The sequence below is a fragment of the Nocardia sp. CC227C genome (genome assembly GCF_030767025.1).
In the GTDB taxonomy this organism is placed as follows: Bacteria; Actinomycetota; Actinomycetes; order Mycobacteriales; family Mycobacteriaceae; genus Nocardia.
Genome location: NZ_JASITE010000021.1, coordinates 64,943 through 84,495, shown reverse-complemented (window position 1 = coordinate 84,495; position 19,553 = coordinate 64,943). Strand labels below are relative to the sequence as shown.

The window sequence follows — 19,553 nt, the reverse complement described above, 5'->3', positions numbered from 1 at the left end:
GCCCGGTGCGCATCGAACCGACCGAACTCGCCGACGTGCTGGTGCTGACCCCGCAGCCCCACCGGGACGACCGGGGACTTTTCACCCGCACCTTCGACGCCGCGGAATTCGATGCTTACCTGGGCGTACCCGGTTCGGCGGCGGCGTTCGTGCAGGACTCGCAGTCCCGCTCGGTGCTCGGCGTGGTGCGCGGCATGCATGGGCGATCCGGGCGCGGCGAGGCCAAACTGGTGCGCTGTGCGCACGGGGCCGTGCACGACGTGCTCGTGGATATCCGGCCGGACTCGCCGACGTTCGGGCGACAACAGGCATTCCTCCTGGACGACAATGAGTTTCGGCACCTCTACATTCCGCCCGGCTTCCTGCACGGCTTCCAGGCGCTCACCGCGGTGGCCGACGTCTGCTACCGCATCGACCGGCCGCACGATCCGAGCGAGGATCTCGGCGTCGCCTACCACGACCCGGAACTGGCCATCGCGTGGCCGCGGCCGGTGACGGTGGTCTCCGGCCGGGACGCCGCCGCGGGATCCTGGCGGGACCTGCTCACCCATCTGCCGCCCCGATCCTGATCCGGCGCAGGTCGTCGTCGAGCGCGCCGGCCGCGATGAGCGACTTCAGCCGCGCCAGCCGGGTGAAGGTGGCGAAGAACCGCTCCTCGGTGAGGCCGCGGCGCAGGTACTCGGTGTAGAGCTCGGCCGCGCCGTCGGGAATGCTCCACTCCGCCTCGAATCCCAATTCCTTACGGGCGTAGGAGAAGTCGACGCGGTACGAGCGCGGATCGCCGCCGTTCTCGCCGGTGACGACCAGCCGCGATCCGGGCACCACCTCCACCACCGCCCGGGCGATCTCGGCGACCGTGCGGTTGTTGGCCTCGGAACCCACGTTGTAGGCCCGGCAGTGGATGGCCTCGACGGGCGCGGTCAGGCAGGTGGCGAAGGCGCGCGCGATGTCCTGGGCGTGGACCAGCGGACGCCACGGCGTGCCGTCGGAGAGCACCTTCACCTCGCCGGTGAGCACCGCGTAACCGACCAGATTGTTGAGCACGATATCGGCGCGCAGGCGCGGCGAGAAGCCGAAGGCGGTCGCGTTGCGCAGGAAGACCGGCGCGAAGCCGGAATCGGCCAGCGCCGCCACGTCGTCCTCGACCCGGACCTTGGATTCGGCGTACGGGGTGATCGGGCGCAGGGGCGCGGTCTCGGCCACCAGGCCGTCACCGGCGGCGCCGTACACCGAACAGGTGGAGGCGTACAGGAAACGGCGCACCCCGGCCTGTTTCGCAGACTCCGCCAACCGCACCGAGGCGTGATGGTTGATGTCGTAGGTGATACGCGGGGCCAGCGCGCCGAGCGGATCGTTGGACAGCGCGGCCAGATGGACGACCGCGTCGAAGCCGGCCAGCTGCGCCGCCGTCACGTCGCGTAGGTCGACCGCCAGCCCCGGCGGGTCCTGCGGGGCGTCGCCGAGTACGCAGTCGGCGAAGAAGCCGCTGTCCAGGCCCACCACCTCGTGCCCCTCCGCCCGCAGCACGGGCACCATGACGGTGCCCAGGTAGCCCTGATGGCCGGTGACGAGTACACGCATTACGCACCTCCGAAAGTGATGGCCGCCTTCTCCAGCACGAACGCCTCCGCGTGCGGGGCGCGGCACTGCACGCCCCGCAGCCGGGACAGCCCGAGAAAGGACAGTTCGTCGAACCAGTCCCGATCCCGCTGGGACGGATAATGTTTCATGAGCAGCGCCGCCTTCCGTTCGGCCACCTCGGCCGAGAGCGGATGGAAGACGGTGGGTTTGGGAGTGTCGGTCTCCCACTTGAGGATCTCGTAGCCGAGTACCAGATGGTCGCGGAACTCGGTGGGGGCCAGCTCGGCCAGCAGTCGATGGTCCTGATGGGCGTCCTCGCGCTGCGGGGCGAAGACCACGTCGGGATCGCCGCCCCGCCGCAGCCGGGCCACCGCATCCTTGACCCGCTCCCAGTGCGCGGGGGCGCGCCCGTCCGGAACGTCGAGCACCTCCAGTTCGAGATCGGTTTCGGGACAAAATGATTCGAGGGCAGCCCGTTCTTCGCGGGCCCGGTCGGTACCGGCCCCGCTCAGGACCAGCGCGCGCACCCGCAGCCCGCGCCGGGCCAGCGTCAGCAGGGTGCCGCCCAGCCCGATCGCCAAGTCGTCGCAGTGCGCGGCCAGCAATGCGATCTCACGGATCGACCCGGTGTCGAGCCGGATCATGAGGCGGGCCGCTCCCACAGCATCCACGGGCGGTCGCCCTGGTGGTATCCGGCGTCGAGTTCGGCGCGCTCCTTGAAGGTGTCGGCCGGTTTCCAGAAGCCGTGATGCTGATACCCGAACAGCCGGCCCTGCGCGGCCAGCGCCCCGCAGGCGTCCTCCACCAGGTCGCCGTTGCGCGGCAGATGCTCGAACACCTCCTGGGTGAGCACGAAGTAGCCGCCGTTCTCCCAGATGGGCAGGTGCGAGACCGGGGTGATGTTCTTGACCTCGCCCGCGGAGTTCACGTCCACGCAGTGGAAGGAGGACTGCGGGGGCACGATCATCATCGACGCCGCGGCGCCGGACTGCTGGAACTTCGTGATCACCTCGTCCAGCGGCGCGTCGGTGAGCACGTCGGCGTAGTTTGCCAGGAAGTAGTGCTCGCCCTCGAGGTGCTTGCGCACCCGCCGCAGGCGTTCGCCGATGGGTGACTCCACCCCGGTGTCGACGAAGGTGATGGACCAGTCGCTGATGTCGGACTGGAGCAACTCCACCCGGCCGCCGCGGATGACGAAGTCGTTGGACACCGACTCCTGATAGGTCAGGAAGAAGTTCTTGATGTGGGTCGCGCCGTAACCCAGGCACAGGATGAAGTCCTTGTGTCCGAAATGCGCGTAATAGCGCATCACGTGCCAGATCAGCGGGCGCGGACCCACCATCTGCATGGGCTTGGGCAGCGCGTCCTCGGAGCCGTTGCGCATGCGCATGCCGTAGCCGCCGCAGAAGAGCACAACCTTCATCTCGCTTACCTCTCGGACTGATCCAGCGCGGCCACGCTCGTGTGCAGCTCCGGCAGCGGGTAGACGAGCTGTCCGCCCCGGTCGGTGACATGGCGCAGTTGCGCGGTGATCTCGGTTTCCAGATTCCAGGGCAGCACCAGCACCACGTCCGGGCGATCGGCGTCGATGCGCTCGGGGGGATGGATGGGAATGCGGGTGCCGGGCGTGAACCGCCCGTGCTTGTAGGGATTGCGATCCACCGTGTAGGCCAGCAGATCGGTGCGGATGCCGCAGTAGTTGAGCAGCGTGTTGCCCTTGCCGGGAGCGCCGTAGCCCACCACCCGCTTGCCCGCGGCGCGGCAGTCGAGCAGGAAGCGCAGCAGATCCTGGCGCACCCGTTCGGTGCGCGGTCGCAGGTCGAGGTAGCCCGCGACGGTGTGCAGGCCCGCGTCGGCCTCGCGCCGCAGCACCTCGGCGACCCGTTCACCCGGTCGGGCCACCGCTTCGGGTCGCGCCCAGAGCCGCAATGAACCACCATGGGTGGCAAGCAGTTCCACGTCCACGACGGTGAGCCCGGCGGTAGCCAGGGCGCGCTGCGCGGACAGCACGGTGTAGTACTGGAAGTGTTCGTGATAGACGGTGTCGAATTGACCGTGAGTGACCAGCTCGAGCGCGTGATGGACTTCGATGGACAGCCAGCCGTCGTCGGCGAGCAGCTCGCGCAGGGCCCGGGTGAACCCACGCAGATCCGGAATGTGCGCGTAGACATTGTTGGCCACAACGAGATTCGCCGGACCGTGCTCCGCGCGCACCTTGGCCGCCAGCTCCTCGTCGAGGAAGCCGGTGTGGGTCGGCACACCCCTGTCGCGGGCGGCCGCGCCGACGTTCACCGACGGCTCGATCCCGAGGCAGTCGATTCCGGCCGCCACGGCGTGCTGGAGCAGGTAGCCATCGTTGGAGGCCACCTCGACCACGAAGGAATCCGGTCCGAGTCCGAGCCGCTCGGTCGCGGTCGCGACGAAGTCACGGGCGTGCCGCACCCAGCTGTCGGAGTACGAGGAGTAGTACGCGTACTCGGTGAAGGTGTCCTCCGGCGTGATGAGCGCCGGGATCTGTAGCAGCAGACAGTCTTCGCAGAGCCGCAGATGCAGTGGGAAGGTGGGCTCGGGAAGATCGAGTTCAGCCGCCGTCAGGAACTTCTCGCACGGCGGCGTGGCTCCGAGGTCGAGCACACTGACCAATCGTTCGGAGTCACACAAACGGCATTGCACGCAGATTCCCCACTTTCACCGGGACCGGCGACCGGCTACGCCCGATCTGACCAGAGGGTCGGCTCGATCCGTCGTTACGTTACAACAGGATCGAAGTCTCCCGAGGGTTTGTTCAGAGGGCTTGGGGGTTATTAGGGAGTGAATTTCTGCGGCCCACAGAACCGAGCGTTCGGTCGGCAATCGCATGAGTCGTGCAAATCAAGTGTTTCGCACTGATCTTCGGGGTATTTGTCGGGTCTGACCTGCTTGTTCTCTCGTTAGGGGAACAGTAGGGGAATTTCAGGAAACCGGTCGCGCCGGTTCCCGCAAATTTTCGGATACATTGGTGCTCATGCGGTTTCGGGGGGCCGCCGTGGGTGGGGTGTGTAACATTCGGCTTCTGGCCGCCGAAACAACCGGTGGCCTCATCGGTTGTCATGCAGTGAAAGCCCTTGGGGAACCGGCGTCAGTCCGTGTGGAACTGATCAGTGGGGATCGGGACCGAGTTCTCCCGTGGGGGAGGTGCGTTCGTTTCATGAGTTTCGAGGTTTCCGCCGGGCGTGCGCTGCGTACGGCCCGGCCGCCGCGGCCCCTGCCACGCTCGGACAGAGAGCGGTGGCAGGACGACTATGTCCGCAGACTGCGATTCACCGATTTGCTATGCGTATGCCTGGCCGTCGGTGTGGCTCAGGTGATTCGGTTCGGCGGGCCCGCCGATCCACCGCTCGCCGCCACGCTGCCGCTCGAGGTTCGCTACACCGTGGTGTCGGTGGTGCTCGCCTTGGCGTGGTATGCCGCGCTGGGTTTGAGCGGAGCCCGTTCGCCGCGCGTAATCGGTTCCGGCACAGAGGAATACCGGCGGCTGATCTCGGCGACGCTGCGGCTGTTCGGGGCCGTCGCCATCGCATCGCTGGTGCTGCGCGTGGATATCGCGCGCGGCTATCTCGCCATCGCGCTGCCGCTCGGGGTGCTCGGGCTGATGCTGCAACGGCGGCTGTGGCGGCGCTGGGTGGCCGGTCGGCGCGCCCGCGGCGGGTACCGGATCGGTGTGCTCGTGGTCGGCAGCCGGGACGCGGCGCGGGCCATGGTGACCGCCTTCTCCCGCGATGCCAGCTCGGGCTACAACGTGATCGGCGTCTGCACGCCGTACGAGGGCGAATTGCCCGATCCCGCATTGGAAGTCGGCGAGTTGGACATACCGGTCGTCGGTGACGACCGGTCGGTGCTGGACGCGGTGCAGCGCACCGGCGCGGACACCGTCGCCGTCACCGCCACCGACAAACTCGGCCCCGCCGACTTCCGTCGCATGGCCTGGGAGCTGGATCCGCTGGGCGTGGAGCTGATCGTCACACCCGGCCTGGTGGATATGGCGGGCACCCGGCTCACCCACCGGCTGGTCGCCGACATGCCCATGCTGCACGTGGAGAAGCCGCGCTACGACCGCGCCAAATCGATTCGCAAAGCGGTCTTCGACTTCTGCTTCGCGCTGGTGGCCGTGGTGCTCATCGCCCCGGTGCTGGTGGCGATCGCGGTGGCCGTCAAGGTGGGCAGCCGCGGGCCGGTGTTCTACCTGTCCGAGCGGATCGGGCGGGACGGGCGGCCGTTTCGGATGATCAAGTTCCGCAGCATGTACGTCGACGCCGACGCGCACATCCATGCGCTCATCGCATCGCGCGGCGGCAATCCGGTGTTCTTCAAGATGCGCGACGACCCTCGGGTCACGCCCGTCGGGCGGATCATCCGCAAGTACTCCCTCGACGAACTGCCGCAGTTCTTCAATGTGCTCAGCGGTGAGATGAGCATCGTGGGGCCGCGCCCGCAGGTGCGGCGGGAGGTGGACTCCTACGACGGGGTCATGCGGCGACGGTTGCTGGTCAAGCCGGGGGTCACCGGCCTGTGGCAGGTCAGCGGCCGGTCCGATCTGGCCCCCGAGGACGCCATGCGGCTCGACCTCTCCTATGTCGAGAACTGGTCCATGCTGCTGGATCTGCTGCTGGTCGCCAAGACGATCGGCGCGGTGACCAGGGGAGAGGGCGCGTACTGAGGATTCGGTGAACGGCATTTACTAATACCTGTTCACAAATCGGGTGTGGTGTGGTTCACTCCTTGGGAACGTGTTCCAGAGGAGGTTCCGTGTCCGCGCCGTCCATCCCCGCAGGCTTCGATTTCACCGACCCCGAGCTGTTCGCCCGGCGACTGCCCATCGAGGAGTTCGCCGAACTCCGCAAGACCGCGCCCATCTGGTGGAACCCGCAGCCCGACGGTGTCAGCGGGTTCGACACCGGTGGCTACTGGGTGGTCACCAAGCTCGACGACATCAAGGAGATCTCGAAGCGCTCCGACATCTTCTCCTCGGAGGAGAACACCGCCGTCATCCGCTTCAACTCCGACATCACCCGCGACGAGATCGAGATCCAGCGGCATCTGCTGCTGAACCAGGATCCGCCGCGCCACACCAAGCTGCGCCGGATCATCTCCAAGGGCTTCACCCCGCGCGCGGTGGAATCGCTGCGCGCCGCCCTGCGCGAGCGCGCCGAGCGCATCGTGCACGAGGCCAAGAAGACCGGCGGCGGTGATTTCGTCGAGCAGGTCGCCTGTGAACTCCCGCTGCAGGCCATCGCCGAACTCATCGGCGTGCCGCAGGAGGACCGCGGCAAGATCTTCCAGTGGACCAACCAGATGATCTCCTACGACGATCCCGACTTCGAGGGCGATCACAAGATGGCCACCGCCGAGGTCATGGGTTACGCGTGGAACCTGGCCGAGGAGAAGAAGAAATGTCCGATGGACGACATCGTGACCACGCTGCTGCAGGCCGATGTCGAGGGTGAGTCGCTGGCCTCCGACGAATTCGCCTGGTTCGTCATCCTGCTCGCGGTCGCGGGCAACGAGACCACCCGCAATGCCATCACCCACGGCATGAAGGCGTTCGTCGACCATCCGGACCAGTGGGAGATCTATCGGGAACAGCGGCCGCGCACCGCGCCCGACGAGATCGTGCGCTGGGCCACCCCGGTGGTGTCCTTCCAGCGCACCGCCCTGGAGGACACCGTGCTGAGCGGTATCGAGATCGAGAAGGGCCAGCGCGTCGGACTGTTCTACTCCGCCGCCAACTTCGACGAGGACCATTTCGACGACCCCTTCCGGTTCGACGTGCTGCGCAAGAACAACCCGCATGTCGGTTTCGGCGGCACCGGGACGCATTACTGTGTAGGTGCCAACCTGGCCCGGTTGGAGATCGACCTCATGTTCAACGCCATCGCCGATGTGATGCCGAACCTGCGCCAGATCTCCGAGCCGGTCCGCCTGCGCTCGGGCTGGCTCAACGGCATCAAGAGCTGGCAGGTCGCCTACGAGTGAGCGGTCGGACCGCGCACCCGGCCACCCGGTTCGATTGGGAGACAGCATGACCGACACGCGACGACGCGGCCGGGTGCCCGCGGTCAGCGACGCCGACATCCGCCGCGTCGCACGGTCGCTGCTGGTCGATCAGGGCCCGGACGCGGTGACCCTGCGGGCGATCGCGCGGGAGCTGGGCATCACGGCTCCCGCGCTCTACCGCTACTACGAGAGCCGCGACGATCTGATCACGGCGGTGCGGGTGGACGTGTGCGCCGATCTGGCCCGCGATATCGCCGGGGCGCTGGAGGGGCAACCCGACGACGCCATGGTCCGGTTCTTCGGCGTCTGCCGCGGATTCCGCCGGTGGGCCCTCACCCATCCGCGGGAGTTCACGCTGGTCTTCGCCTCGCCCGCCGGAGCCGGGGCGCCCAGTGCCATGCGGCAATTCGGCGAACCGGTCGGTCGTCTGTTTCTGGAGGCGGCGGGTCGCCTGCTCGCCGACTACGAGGTGGTCACCCCGCCCCTCGAGGCCATTCCGGCCGAACTGCGCGAGGATCTGATCCGCTTCCAGACCGATCTGCTCGCCGTACTCGCCGAATCGGGCCAGAAGTTCCCCGCCGAGAAGCTCGACCTCGGGGTCAGCTACGTGATGATCCAGTTCTGGGCCCGCCTGTACGGCCACGTCACCCTGGAAGCCTTCGGCAACTACCCCATCCACGTCACCCACCCGGACGTGCTCTTCGATGCCACCCTCGCCGATATCGGCCGCAGCATCGGCCTGCTGAACGGGTAGGGCCACCGAACGGGGAGGAGAGGTACCCGGGGCAAGCGATTTCCGAGTACCTCTCGCGACGGGGTTACGGACGGTCGAATTCGCCGGAACGGACGCCGGTGACGAAGGCATCCCAGGCGATCGGGGCGAAGGTCAGGGCGGGGCCGGCCGGGTCTTTGGAGTCTCGGACGCCGACCGCGCCGTTTGCCAGGTGTGCGGTTTCGACGCATGCTTCCTGGTTCGCTGAGCGGGAACTCTTGAACCACCGTGCTGCGGACAGGTCATTGCTCACGCTGCTTGCTCCTTGCTATGTGGGTTACCAGATCTCTGGTGTCGCTCTCATCCAACGCGACGCGTCGTATCTCTGCAACAGCCGCTCTGTACTGCTGAATCTCGTTGTCGCGGTCCAGGTATAGAGCGCCGGTGTATCCCTCCACGTAGACAACCGGGGGTTCGGTCCACTTGGTCTCCCGATGCAGTGGGAACTCCAGGAATACGAAGTGGCCCACTTGTAGCCCGATCCAGCTGTCGACGCGGTAGGGGATTACCCGAATCGATACGTTTCGACGCCTGCCAATCTCCAGCAAGTGCGCGAGCTGGTCGGCCATGACCCCCGGGCCGCCCACCTGATGGTGCAGCGCGGACTCCGACAGCAGCACGTTCAGCTCGAACCCCGAATCGTGCAGGCGCTGTTGTCGTTTGGTCATGAGCTCGACGCGTCGCTCCACCTCCGCCGTCGGCATCTGCGGATGGACGGTCCACACCATGGCGCGCCGGTAGTCGGCGGTCTGCACCATGCCGGGCAGCAGAGTGAGCTGAAACATGGTGAGGCGCTTGGCCGCTTCCTCCAGGCCCATGTACAGGTCGAAGTGGCCGGGCACGGCGTCACCGTAGGAATGCCACCATCCGGTTCGCTTGGTTTCCGCTACGAGTCCCAGCAACGCCGCCGTGTCGTCGTCGGAGGCCCCGTAGAGCACGCACAGGGCCCGGATGTAGATGTCCTTGAGCTTCACGGACTGTCCGCCCTCGAGCCGCCACATCGTCTGCGCGGACACCTCGATCGTGCGGCAGGCCGCGGCCACCGAGACCCCCGCGTCCTCGCGCAACCGGCGCAGCTGTCGGCCCAGCATGCGGCGGGGAACTGTGGAGCCGGAACCGCCTTCGGTCATTAGCGAACCTCATGAGGGTATGCGATTTTGGAATGATTTTCGAAGCGGGATTGGAAGACCGCGCAAGTCTTCGCCAATGTCCGACACCGAAATCTTCCAGCACGCGGCACCGGGGTGTCTACTGGAAGTGTGCCCACGGACCGGCAACCCGTCAGACACGAAAGGGAAGGGGCGACAAGGATGTACGGCATTCCGCCGACCGACCACAGCGCCGTGCCCGTCATGACCGTGCGTTACGCCCACCTCGTCATGCAGACCCATATCGACTGCCCCAGCCTGGCCTGCCCGGTCAAACGCCAGGCCAAGTCCCGTTTGGTGGAGGCGAAACACCTGATACCGGCGGGTGCGCCGTCCACGCCCGCCTGATCCGCCCGAACCTCCCACTCCGGCCGCGGTCGATGTGACAAGGCCGGGTGGGCAAGGAAACACCCCCGGAGCACGATCCCGTCGTCGGATCGGTCGTACGGCTCCGGGGGTTTTCCGCGTCAGGTCGCCGGATGTCGCGGCCGGATGCGCGGGCGGCGAATGGTGCCGAAACGCTGCAGGATTCGCGGTTGCCGCAGCGAACGGGCGAACCATTCACCGAGGGTGACACCGGCCGCGAGGGCGCCGCCCACCGCGAAGGCGGTGAACAACTGGTTCAGGCCGAACAGGTGCTGATCGTTGAGCAGCGAGTGCAGGCCGCGGTAGACCTTCATGCCCGGCAACAGTGGTGTGATGCCGGCTACCGCGACGACCAGGGGTGGGGTCAGGGCTCGGCGGGCGACCAGGCCACCGGCCAGGCCCACCACGGTGGCCGCGGCCCCCGACGAGATGATCGGCCCGAAACCCGCGTTCTGGACGATGAGGAAGCAGATGGTCGCGGCGGCACCACTGAAGGCGGCCGCGGTGAGCGCCCGGCGTTCGGCGTAGCACGCCAGCGAGAACGCCACGGCGGCGATCGCGCCCGCCGCCAGCTTGAGCGGCCAGTTGGTGATATCGCGAGTGGTGGTGGTGTCGATCGCCGGAACGGTAGCCCCCACCATTTCGGCCAGCCGCAGCGCCAGCACGATGCCGCCGATGATGCCGCAGGTCATCATGATGACCTCGAGCATGCGGGCCGCCGCGGTGATGGGCGCGCCGGTGATCGCGTCCTCGACCGAGCCGACCAACTGGAGACCGGCCAGCAGCACCGCGATCCCCGCGGCGATGATGAGCGACGGATCCATCCGCAAATGACCGGCGTAGGTGGCGATGGCTATCGCGGGAATCGTCGCGATGAAGCCGCCCACCATGTGCTGGAAGAAGAAGGGCAGACCCTTGCGGTTGAGGATCCGGTTGGTGCGGTCGATGGCGGCGGTGGCGGCGAAGCTCAGCACGCAGACCAGCCAGCTGCCGCCCAGCAGCAGGCCGATCGCCGCCGCCATGAGCGCCCAGCCGAAGGTGGCGACCCACCGCTGGTAGGGGTGCGGCGCGGTGGTGATGGTCTCCAGTGCGGCCAGGGCCTCGTGGGGCGGCACCAATTCCCGGCGGATGCGCCGGGTCAGCCGGTCCACGGCCGCGAGCCGGGTGAAGTCCAACGACCGGTAGTGCACCACCCGCATGGTGCTGGCGGGCGGCAGTTTCGGCCCGCGATCGACGGAGATGCGGATGGAGTTGTATGTGACGTCCACATCGATCTGTGCCAGGCCGTAGGTGGCGGCGATGAACTCGACCTGCGTCGTGGTGTCCATGACGGAGGTGCCCGCGGCGAGCACGACCTCGCCGACGCGCTCGGCCAGGTCGAGCACCTCGGTGACGCTGGCGTCGTCGGTGAGATCGATCGGTTGCAGCGGCGAGGGCGCCTCGACCACGGCGTCGACGGTGGCGATCCGGTCGGCGAGCAGGCGGTCGATCGTCCGCGCGAACCGGCGCTGCCACCAGCCGGTGCGCACGGGAGCGTCCTCCGCCTTGGTTGCCAGATCGTTGCTCATGATGGAGGAAAGTACACGGTGCGGTAGATCACCCAGTCGAGCGTAACCGCCACAGTAGGGTGGCGAACATGGCGACCGACGACGATCGGACAGTGGACGAACTACGCGCGGCCCTGGACGGCCCCTGGCGAGAGATCCGCGAGAAGGCACGCGAACACCTCGACGACGATCGGCTCTACGGCGATCCCTCCCTCGACACGGGAGCCGCCCGCGCCCGGGTGCTGGACCAGATGCGCCTGGTCTCGACCTTCGGCTGGGCCGAGAAGGGCTTCCGGCTCGACCACGGCGGCGGCAACGATCCCGGCGGGGCGGTCACGGCCCTGGAGATGCTGGCCTACACCGACCTGTCGCTGTGGGTGAAATGCGGTGTGCAGTGGGGGCTTTTCGGCGGCGCGGTGGAGAATCTGGGCACCGAGCGGCACAAGCCCTATGTCGAACAGCTCATCACCCTGGACCTGCTCGGCTGTTTCGCCATGACCGAAACCGGTCACGGCAGCGATGTGGCCAATCTGCTCACCACCGCCACCTACGATCCGGCGACGCGGGAGTTCGTGGTGCACAGCCCGACGCCCGCCGCCCGCAAGGACTACATCGGCGGCGCCGCCGAACACGCCCGCATGGCGGCGGTGTTCGCGCAGCTGATCACCGGCGGCGAGGGCCGGGGCGTGCACTGCTTCCTGGTGCCGATCCGCGATGAGCAGGGCAACGACCTGCCCGGCGTCACCACCTCCGACTGCGGCCTCAAGGGCGGCCTGCCCGGTGTCGACAACGGCCGGATCATGTTCGACCAGGTCCGGATTCCGCGCGAGAACCTGCTCAACCGGTATGCCGACGTCGAGCCGGACGGCAGCTACCACTCCGAGATCGAGAATCCGAGCCGTCGCTTCTTCACCACCCTGGGCACGCTGGTGCGCGGCCGGGTGAGTGTGGGCGGCGCGGCGGCGGCCGGTGCGCGGGTGGCGTTGAGCATCGCGGTGCGCTACGCCGAACGGCGTCGCCAGTTCGACGATCCGGATACCGGCGAGGAGACCCTGCTGCTGGATTACCGCAGCCATCAGCGCCGCCTGCTGCCGCTGGTGGCGCGGTCCTACGCGCTGGCCTTCGCGCAGAACGATCTGGTGCGCCGCATGCACCTGGTGCAGACCGGCCAGGATGTCGATCCGGGGGCGCAGCGCGCACTGGAGAAGCGCGCGGCCGGACTCAAGGTCGCGCAGACCCGGCACGCCACCCGCGCCATCCAGGAGTGCCGCGAGGCGTGCGGCGGCGCGGGCTACCTGACCGAGAACCGACTGGTCACTCTCAAGGCCGACACCGACGTGTTCACCACCTTCGAAGGTGACAACGTGGTGCTCACCCAACTGGTGGCCAAGGAGTTGCTCACCGCTTACTCCGACGAGGTGCGCGATCTCGACGCGCTGGGCTGGGTTCGCTTCGCCGCCACCATGACCCGCGATGTGGTACGCGATGTGACCGGCGTGCGCCAGCTCATCCAGCGCCTGCGCGACCGCTCCGACCAGGGCGTCGACGACGGCGATCTGGCCCGCCGCGACGTCCAGCTGCAGCTGTTCGCCGATCGCGAGGACTACCTGACCCGCACGGCCGCCCATCGGCTGCGCGCCCGTGCGGAGGAGACCGGACCGTTCGAGGCGTTCAACAACGCCCAGGACCACATTCTGTCGGCGGGCACCGCGCATATCGACCGCATCGTGCTGGAGGCGTTCATCGAGGGCATCGCCGCCATCGAGGACGAGGACGCCCGAGCGCTGGCCGAAACGGTGTGCGATCTGTTCGTGTACACCGTGCTGGAGGAGAACCAGGCGTGGTACATCATGCACCGCTTCATGTCGGTGGAGCGGGCCAAGGCGGTGCGCCGCGGGGTGAACGAACTGGTCGACCGGTTGCGGCCGCACGCGGCCACCCTGGTGGGCGGCCTCGGCGTGCCGGAGTACATGCTGCGCGCCGCCATGCTGACCGATCCAGCGGCGGTGTCGCCCTAGGGCCGGATCGCGGTGCACGCGCTGCGGTCGGTTCCCGCGCCGAGGACGGATCGCGCGCCGCGGGTGCACCGGTCGCGCCGAACGCGGCCGGGCCGATCTCGTGGCCGCGAGTACCGGCGCTAGGGTGCCGCTTCGTGTCCGCTGAGTCTCGACCCGCCGCCGCGCCCGTCGTTCCCACGGCGGGCGGGGCGGCGCTGTCCCTGCTGACGCTGGGCGCGGCGCTGTTCGCCGTGGCCGTGCCGCTGACCTTCCCCGCCGGAAAGGGGCCGACCGGTCTTGACAGCTGGCTGTCGGAGCGGCTGCCCGGCCGGGCCGCCCTGTACGAGGCGCTGGCATTTCCCGGCACCGCCGCCGCGGTGCTCTCGCTCATGGTCGCGGCGGCGCTGTGGTTCGCGCGACGGCGGTTGTGGTGGCGGGCCGGATTCGTGCTGCTCGCACCGGAATTCGCGGTCGTCCTGAACACCTGGGTGCTGAAACCGCTGTGGGACAGGCCGCTGCACGACTATCTCGCCTATCCCAGCGGGCATACCGTGCATCTGGTCGCCGCGGTCACGGCGATCGCACTCGCCGCCGAGCACCGCGGCCTCCGCATCGCGGCGGTGGGGGTCACCGCGGTGGTGCTGGCCGGGGTGACGGTCGGCATGGTCGGACTCGGGTACCACTACGCCACCGATGTGGTCGGCGGTGCCGCCGCGGCCGTCGCGCTGGTGGCTGTCCTCTACATCCCGGTGCGCCGCATGCCGGTGCGCGCGGGCTCCGGTGCGCCACGCGAGCCCGGCGACCCGGCCGTCAGCCGTAGGTCAGCAGCGCCGTGAGCACGAACCAGATCACCCACAGCACCGCCACCGCCATGCCGATGGTCAGCAGCACCCGCATGACGCCGCCGCCGACATCGAGTTCGCCGGACCGGCGCGGATACAGCTTCCACGGGCTGTACCACGGCGCGGGCACCGACATGATCCGGCGGTGCGGCTGCTCGGCCTCGCGCTCCAACCGGGCCTGCTCCTCGGCGTAGGCCTCGGCCTGCGCCTGCTGCGGACCGCCGTGCCACAGCGTGACGTCCACCGGGCCGAGGAAGCCCTCGTTCAGCAGATCCTGCGGGGCGGGCAGATACGGCAGGATGCCGAGCCCGCGGAACGCCCACGCCACGTCGTTGGCCGACCACTGCGGGCGGCCGCGCGAGGCGATCGAGTCGAAGTATTCGCGCAACCGTGCCTGATCGTCGCCGAGCAGCACCTCGAAACTGGGATCGTTCCACAGCTGCCGCACCCGCACCTTGGAACCGGGCGGCGGCACCACCAGCACCGCCCCGTGCACCACGCGCTGTCCCAGCCCGCGTTCGGCGAACCAGTTCTGCAGGGCGAAGGTGTGATCGCGCGATTTGTCCAGCGGGGTGCGGCGATCGCCGCCCTCGAAGTTGATGATCTTGTCGGCGCCGCGCCAGGGACCGCTCAGCGGCACCTCCAGCTCACCCTCCAGTCGCTCCACCAGCGCCTCGGCCTCGATCACCACGCAGCTGGTCGGCGTCCACACCACCGCGTCGAAGGGATAGAGCCGATCCCCGTGGAAGAGGCTGCAATTCACGGTGGCAACGCCGTGCGGATCGTCGCGGCCCTTCCAGGTGCGCAACCAGTCGATCAGCACCTTCTCGGCATGGGTGCCGGCGGTGTTCTGCACTCGAACGAGCATCGGCTTCGCACCCTTCTCGTCGATCGATAGTCGAAATGGTACGGAGGGGCGGACCCTCCCGGACGGATTTTGCCGTGGCCGTGTGTCGCCGAGCGGCAGGTCAGACGGTGTCGGAACGGGTGTCAGGAGGTCTCCGCGGCGATCCGGCCGGTCCGCACCGCGGCCGCCGATTCGGCGTGATCGGCCTCGGTCCGGTCCGCGTACCGCACCGCGAAGGCGGCCGCCGCGTCATCGAACTCCTCCCCGTCCGCGAGACAGCCCGCCAGCAGCCGCGGATCGACCGAGCGCGAATGCGCGCGGGCCAGCAGCGCCCCGGCCAGACGGCCGTAGTCGTCGAGATGATCCGGTTCCAGCGCCGACCGGTCGATACCGCCCTCGAGATTTCGGAACTGCCGCACGACGAACGGCAGTTCGCGGCCGTCCAGCATGAGCGTGGTCCAGCCCAGCAGGATATCGGTCTCGGCCTGAACCGCCCTGGCCCCCTGCACGATTCGTTCACCCTCGTGGCGCGCCGGGACGGCGGGCAGATACGGCGCGAGCGCCGCGGGCGCGGCGTGCTCGAGCTGGAGCACCAGCACCTCGTCGGGTGCGACGGGGGAGCGGAAGCCGATCATGTTGGCGCACACGAGATGCCAACCTACCCGTGGCTCGGCACCGCGTCATCCCGGCCGCCCGGGGGACGCGCCGCGGACGAACCCCGGGATATCCGTGCGCCGCGGTGTCGGCGCGACCCCGGGATGCCGGGCCGCGTTGCCGACGCCACCCCGGTGATACCTGCCGCCGGGGTGGCCGCGTGGCGCGGGGCCTCAGTGCCTGGAGACCGGCGTATCGGTCGGGAAGATCGGCAGCCGCAGCGCGCCGGGCGCGGTATCCGGCACCGTCGGACGCCGGGGCGCGACCGGGGCGATGCGCCGGTACGGCTGTCCCAGTTCCGGCCGCGGATCGGGTTCGCCGCGGTTGGGCCAGAACGCCATGGCCCGCTCCGCCTGCGCGGTGATGGTGAGCGAGGGGTTGACGCCCAGATTCGCGGTCACCGCCGAACCGTCGGCGATGTGCAGACCCGGATGCCCGAACACGCGCTGATACGGGTCGACCACGCCGGTGTCCGGATCGGTGCCGATGACGCAGCCGCCGATGTAGTGGGCGGTCGCCGGGATGTTGAACACGTCCATGATCAGCGAGTGCACGTCGCCGTCGACCTTCTCGCCGAAGCGGCGGCCCACGTCGTGGGCCAGCGGTATCCAGGTCGGATTGGGCTGCCCGGTGCCCTGGCGGGTCTTGAGCTGTCCCCATTTGCGGAAGGAGGTCAGCGAATTGTCCAGCGACTGCATGACCAGCAGGATCACCGACTTCTCCGACGCCCGGTGGGCATTGAGGCTGCGGGCGAAGACGATCGGGTGCAGCAGGACGGCCAGCAGGAAGCGCAGGAAGCGGAAGGCCCCGCCGTCCACGATGGGCACCGACAGCGGGAACAGCCCGTTCTGCCCCTTGCCGTAGTGGCACACCTCGATATGGGTGTTGGGCTCGGGATGGATGGACGAGGTGATGGCGATGCCCTGGGCGAAGTCGTCGCGCGAGCGGCTCACCACATTGAGAATTGCCTCGGAATTGGACCGGGTCAGCTCACCCAGCCGCGGCGACAGCCGGGGCAGCACCCCTTCGTCGCGCATCTGGTGCAGCAGCTTCTGGGTGCCGAGCGCCGCCGCCGCGAACACCACCTGTTCGGCGGTGAAGACCTTGCGCCCCTTGCGGATCCAGCGGTCGGAGCGCTGGGTCTCGATGGCGTACCCGCCGCCCGCCATGGGCCGCACCTTGGTGGCGGTGGTGAGTTCGAAGACGTGCGCCCCCGCCTGTTCGGCCAGGTAGAGGTAGTTCTTCACGGTGGTGTTCTTGGCATTGTGCGGGCAGCCGGTGAAACAGCGCGCGCAGTGCACACAGCCGCTGCGGCGCGGTCCGACACCGCCGAAGTACGGGTCGTCCACCTCCGCGCCCGGATTCTCCTCGTTGAAGAACACGCCCACCCGGGTGGGGTGGAAGGTGTCGGCGACCCCGAGATCCTCGGCCACGGAACGGATCACGTCGTCGGCGGGGGTCATGCGCGGATTCGGCTCCACCCCGAGCATGCGCTGCGCCTGGTCGTAGTAGGGCGCGAGCTCGGCTCGCCAGTCGGTGATGTGCGCCCACTGCCGGTCGGCGTAGAAGTCCGGCAGTGGCTCGTAGAGCGTGTTGCCGTAGATCAGCGAGCCGCCGCCCACCCCCGAGGCGGAGAACACCGCGCACTTGCCGAGCACGCTGATGCGCTGGGTTCCGGTCATCCCCAGCCGCGGCGCCCAGATGGATTTACGCACATTCCAGTTCGTATCGGGCAGGTTCTCCGGGGTCCAGCGGCGGCCGGATTCCAGCACCGCCACCCGGTATCCCTTCTCGGTCAGCCGCAGCGCACTCACGCTGCCGCCGAATCCGGAACCGATCACGACGACGTCGTAGTCGAAGTCGGGCATGCTCTTCCTCTCGCGCAGCACCCAGTGGAAATGAGACGAATCTAAACTCATTCTCTCATCACAAGACTATGGCAGCGACCATACTGTGATCCAACCACGCCCGGTGGTCGGCGTGCCCGGATGGCGATAACACCGTGATTGAGGTATGCACGGCCTGTGACATCCGAACGGAACGCCGAATCGGTACTCGGCGACCGCATTCTGACCGTGCCGAACGTGCTCAGCGTCATCCGGCTGGTCGGCGTTCCGGTCTTCCTGTGGCTGCTGCTGGTGCGGGAGGCCGACGGCTGGGCGTTCGCGCTGCTGGTGGTCAGCGGGGTCACCGACTTCCTGGACGGCAAGCTGGCGCGGCTGCTCGACCAGTCCTCGCGGCTGGGTGCGCTGCTGGATCCGCTGGTGGACCGGCTCTACCTGCTGGCCACACTGGGCGGCTTCCTGGTTCGCGGCATCCTGCCGTGGTGGGTGGTGGCGATACTCATCGGCCGCGATGTGATCTTGATGGTCACGCTCGGGGTGTACAAACGCCGCGACCTGCCCCCGCCCGAGGTCATCTACCTGGGCAAAGCCGCCACCTTCGCGCTCATGTCGGCGCTGCCCTGGCTGCTGGCCGGTCAGATGGACTGGGCGGCCGCGGGTTTCGGGGCGGCCTTCGGCGGGGCACTATTGGTCTGGGGCACGGTGGTCTACGTGTGGACAGGCATCCTCTACGTCGGCAAGGCGGTTGCCGTGGCCCGCGCCGTACCGGCCGTGCCACGGGTCACCCCGTAGCGGCTAGGGTGTTGCCGACACAACGACAACTCGGGAGTACATCTGTTGAAAGGACGCCTGTGACCGACCTACCCCAGGATCTGCGCTACACCGAGGAACATGAATGGGTGGCCAAGGTCGGCCCGACCCGGGTGCGGGTGGGCATCACCGACTACGCGCAGTCACAGCTCGGTGACGTCGTATTCGTGCAGCTGCCGGAGGTGGACAAGGATGTGGCAGCCGGGGACAGCATCGCGGAGGTGGAGTCGACCAAGAGCGTGAGCGACATCTACGCGCCGCTGGCCGCCAAAGTCGTTGCCGTGAACGAAGATCTGGTGTCCTCGCCCGAGACGATCAATTCCGATCCCTACGGCGACGGCTGGATGTTCGAGCTCGAGCTCGATGATGCCGAGGGTGTGGACGCGGTGCTCGGCGAGCTGCTGGATGCCGCGGGTTATCAAGGAGTTATCGGGGGCTGAAGGAGCCTTCACAGTTCTACCTGCACGGGCACGCCCCGGCAGGGTACGGTCAATGCCAACAGATGATCCGGCAGCCGGTGCTCGGAGTATTCGCACCTCACCCGTCCGAGGGCGAGAGCGGGCCGGTGGCCGAGTAGCTGAAGGCATCAACTGCTTGCATGGATTATTCGGTTCGAGGAGGAGAGCAAGGGTGAGCGAGCACAAAGACCCGGTTTACGGGGAGAGCGCGGCCGAGACCACATCGGTGTTCCGCGCTGATTTCCTGAACGAGGTCGAACCTCGCACCGAGCAGACCGGCGAGCAGCCGGTAGGGGTCGAGGGCCTGCCCGCGGGGGCGGCCCTGCTGGTTGTGAAGCGCGGCCCGAACGCCGGTTCGCGGTTTCTGCTGGATCAGCCCACCACGTCCGCGGGGCGCCACCCCGACAGCGACATCTTTCTCGACGATGTCACCGTCAGCCGCCGCCACGCGGAGTTCCGGCAGGACGACGACACCTTCCAGGTGGTCGATGTGGGCAGCTTGAACGGCACGTATGTGAACCGGGAGCCGGTGGACTCCTCGGAGCTGCAGAACGGCGACGAGGTGCAGATCGGCAAGTTCCGGCTGGTGTTCCTGACCGGCCCGCGTCCGCAATCGAGTGACGCGGGCGCACTATAGGACCGAGCGGAATGACA

The 19,553-nt window shown here is 68.1% G+C and carries 19 protein-coding genes and 1 pseudogene; 10 read left to right on the top strand and 10 right to left on the bottom strand.

Features of this window, described 5'->3' with window-relative positions:
- Window positions 1–5: 5 nt before the first annotated feature.
- Entirely contained in the window at window positions 6–569 is a 564-nt protein-coding gene (locus QMO76_RS31255; RefSeq protein WP_306364953.1) for a dTDP-4-dehydrorhamnose 3,5-epimerase family protein, read from the top strand.
- Here the strand turns inward: QMO76_RS31255 and QMO76_RS31250 are convergent.
- From QMO76_RS31250 to QMO76_RS31235, 4 genes are read right to left on the bottom strand one after another with little or no spacing between them, the layout of a single operon-like run.
- Window positions 544–1,581: an NAD(P)-dependent oxidoreductase gene (locus tag QMO76_RS31250; protein ID WP_306364952.1), complete on the bottom strand. Its 1,038-nt coding sequence runs from the start codon at window positions 1,579–1,581 to the stop codon at window positions 544–546. The two genes, QMO76_RS31255 and QMO76_RS31250, sit on opposite strands and share 26 nt — an antisense overlap.
- Entirely contained in the window at window positions 1,581–2,225 is a 645-nt protein-coding gene (locus QMO76_RS31245) for a PIG-L deacetylase family protein (RefSeq protein ID WP_306364972.1), read from the bottom strand. Before QMO76_RS31245 ends, QMO76_RS31250 begins: the two co-directional genes overlap by 1 nt.
- Window positions 2,222–3,004: a glucose-1-phosphate cytidylyltransferase gene (locus QMO76_RS31240; RefSeq protein ID WP_306364951.1), complete on the bottom strand. Its 783-nt coding sequence runs from the start codon at window positions 3,002–3,004 to the stop codon at window positions 2,222–2,224. Before QMO76_RS31240 ends, QMO76_RS31245 begins: the two co-directional genes overlap by 4 nt.
- Before the next feature lie 5 nt (window positions 3,005–3,009).
- Complete coding sequence (locus QMO76_RS31235) at window positions 3,010–4,254, bottom strand: class I SAM-dependent methyltransferase (RefSeq protein ID WP_306364950.1); 1,245 nt, start codon at window positions 4,252–4,254, stop codon at window positions 3,010–3,012.
- Between the two features lie 514 nt (window positions 4,255–4,768).
- Here QMO76_RS31235 and QMO76_RS31230 point away from each other — a divergent pair.
- From QMO76_RS31230 to QMO76_RS31220, 3 genes are all read left to right on the top strand, one after another.
- A complete protein-coding gene (locus QMO76_RS31230) occupies window positions 4,769–6,277 on the top strand; it encodes a sugar transferase (RefSeq protein ID WP_306364949.1) in 1,509 nt (502 codons plus the stop codon).
- An 89-nt stretch (window positions 6,278–6,366) separates the two neighbouring features.
- Window positions 6,367–7,593 (top strand): cytochrome P450, encoded by a 1,227-nt coding sequence (locus tag QMO76_RS31225; RefSeq protein ID WP_306364948.1) that lies wholly within the window; start codon window positions 6,367–6,369, stop codon window positions 7,591–7,593.
- Window positions 7,594–7,639: 46 nt separating this feature from the next.
- Window positions 7,640–8,368, top strand: coding sequence for a TetR/AcrR family transcriptional regulator (locus tag QMO76_RS31220; RefSeq protein ID WP_306364947.1), 729 nt, complete (start codon window positions 7,640–7,642; stop codon window positions 8,366–8,368).
- Between the two features lie 64 nt (window positions 8,369–8,432).
- Here QMO76_RS31220 and QMO76_RS31215 read toward each other — a convergent pair whose 3' ends face one another.
- Together QMO76_RS31215 and QMO76_RS31210 are read right to left on the bottom strand one after the other, a co-directional pair.
- On the bottom strand, window positions 8,433–8,639 hold the full coding sequence (locus QMO76_RS31215; RefSeq protein ID WP_306364946.1) for a DUF397 domain-containing protein: 207 nt from the start codon (window positions 8,637–8,639) through the stop codon (window positions 8,433–8,435).
- Window positions 8,629–9,516 (bottom strand): helix-turn-helix transcriptional regulator, encoded by an 888-nt coding sequence (locus tag QMO76_RS31210; protein WP_306364945.1) that lies wholly within the window; start codon window positions 9,514–9,516, stop codon window positions 8,629–8,631. Before QMO76_RS31210 ends, QMO76_RS31215 begins: the two co-directional genes overlap by 11 nt.
- 180 nt (window positions 9,517–9,696) lie before the next feature.
- Here QMO76_RS31210 and QMO76_RS31205 point away from each other — a divergent pair, with 180 nt between their 5' ends.
- Window positions 9,697–9,882 carry a hypothetical protein gene (locus tag QMO76_RS31205; protein ID WP_306364944.1) on the top strand — a complete coding sequence of 62 codons (186 nt, stop codon included), beginning with the start codon at window positions 9,697–9,699 and terminating at the stop codon, window positions 9,880–9,882.
- A 119-nt stretch (window positions 9,883–10,001) separates the two neighbouring features.
- Here QMO76_RS31205 and QMO76_RS31200 read toward each other — a convergent pair whose 3' ends face one another.
- Window positions 10,002–11,468 (bottom strand): threonine/serine exporter ThrE family protein, encoded by a 1,467-nt coding sequence (locus QMO76_RS31200; protein ID WP_306364943.1) that lies wholly within the window; start codon window positions 11,466–11,468, stop codon window positions 10,002–10,004.
- A gap of 68 nt (window positions 11,469–11,536) precedes the next feature.
- On the opposite strand from QMO76_RS31200, the gene QMO76_RS31195 reads away from it, so the two are divergent.
- Both QMO76_RS31195 and QMO76_RS31190 read left to right on the top strand, forming a co-directional pair.
- Window positions 11,537–13,465: an acyl-CoA dehydrogenase gene (locus QMO76_RS31195; RefSeq protein ID WP_306364942.1), complete on the top strand. Its 1,929-nt coding sequence runs from the start codon at window positions 11,537–11,539 to the stop codon at window positions 13,463–13,465.
- 134 nt (window positions 13,466–13,599) lie between these two features.
- Entirely contained in the window at window positions 13,600–14,280 is a 681-nt protein-coding gene (locus QMO76_RS31190; protein WP_306364941.1) for a phosphatase PAP2 family protein, read from the top strand.
- Here the strand turns inward: QMO76_RS31190 and QMO76_RS31185 are convergent.
- The 3 genes and pseudogenes from QMO76_RS31185 to QMO76_RS31175 form a co-directional block, all read right to left on the bottom strand.
- On the bottom strand, window positions 14,255–15,142 hold the full coding sequence (locus tag QMO76_RS31185; protein WP_306364940.1) for an NERD domain-containing protein: 888 nt from the start codon (window positions 15,140–15,142) through the stop codon (window positions 14,255–14,257). The genes QMO76_RS31190 and QMO76_RS31185 overlap by 26 nt on opposite strands.
- Window positions 15,143–15,276: 134 nt before the next feature.
- Window positions 15,277–15,813: pseudogene (locus tag QMO76_RS31180) on the bottom strand (DUF2252 family protein); the annotation flags it as partial.
- Window positions 15,814–15,960: 147 nt separating this feature from the next.
- The gene (locus QMO76_RS31175) at window positions 15,961–17,655 is read right to left on the bottom strand and encodes a GMC oxidoreductase (protein ID WP_306364939.1); all 1,695 of its coding nucleotides are present in this window, start codon (window positions 17,653–17,655) and stop codon (window positions 15,961–15,963) included.
- Between the two features lie 156 nt (window positions 17,656–17,811).
- On the opposite strand from QMO76_RS31175, the gene QMO76_RS31170 reads away from it, so the two are divergent.
- From QMO76_RS31170 to QMO76_RS31160, 3 genes are all read left to right on the top strand, one after another.
- Window positions 17,812–18,423 (top strand): CDP-alcohol phosphatidyltransferase family protein, encoded by a 612-nt coding sequence (locus QMO76_RS31170; RefSeq protein ID WP_306364938.1) that lies wholly within the window; start codon window positions 17,812–17,814, stop codon window positions 18,421–18,423.
- A gap of 59 nt (window positions 18,424–18,482) precedes the next feature.
- The gene (gcvH, locus tag QMO76_RS31165) at window positions 18,483–18,881 is read left to right on the top strand and encodes a glycine cleavage system protein GcvH (RefSeq protein ID WP_306364937.1); all 399 of its coding nucleotides are present in this window, start codon (window positions 18,483–18,485) and stop codon (window positions 18,879–18,881) included.
- Window positions 18,882–19,071: 190 nt separating this feature from the next.
- Entirely contained in the window at window positions 19,072–19,536 is a 465-nt protein-coding gene (locus QMO76_RS31160; protein WP_029930637.1) for an FHA domain-containing protein, read from the top strand.
- Window positions 19,537–19,553: the final 17 nt, after the last annotated feature.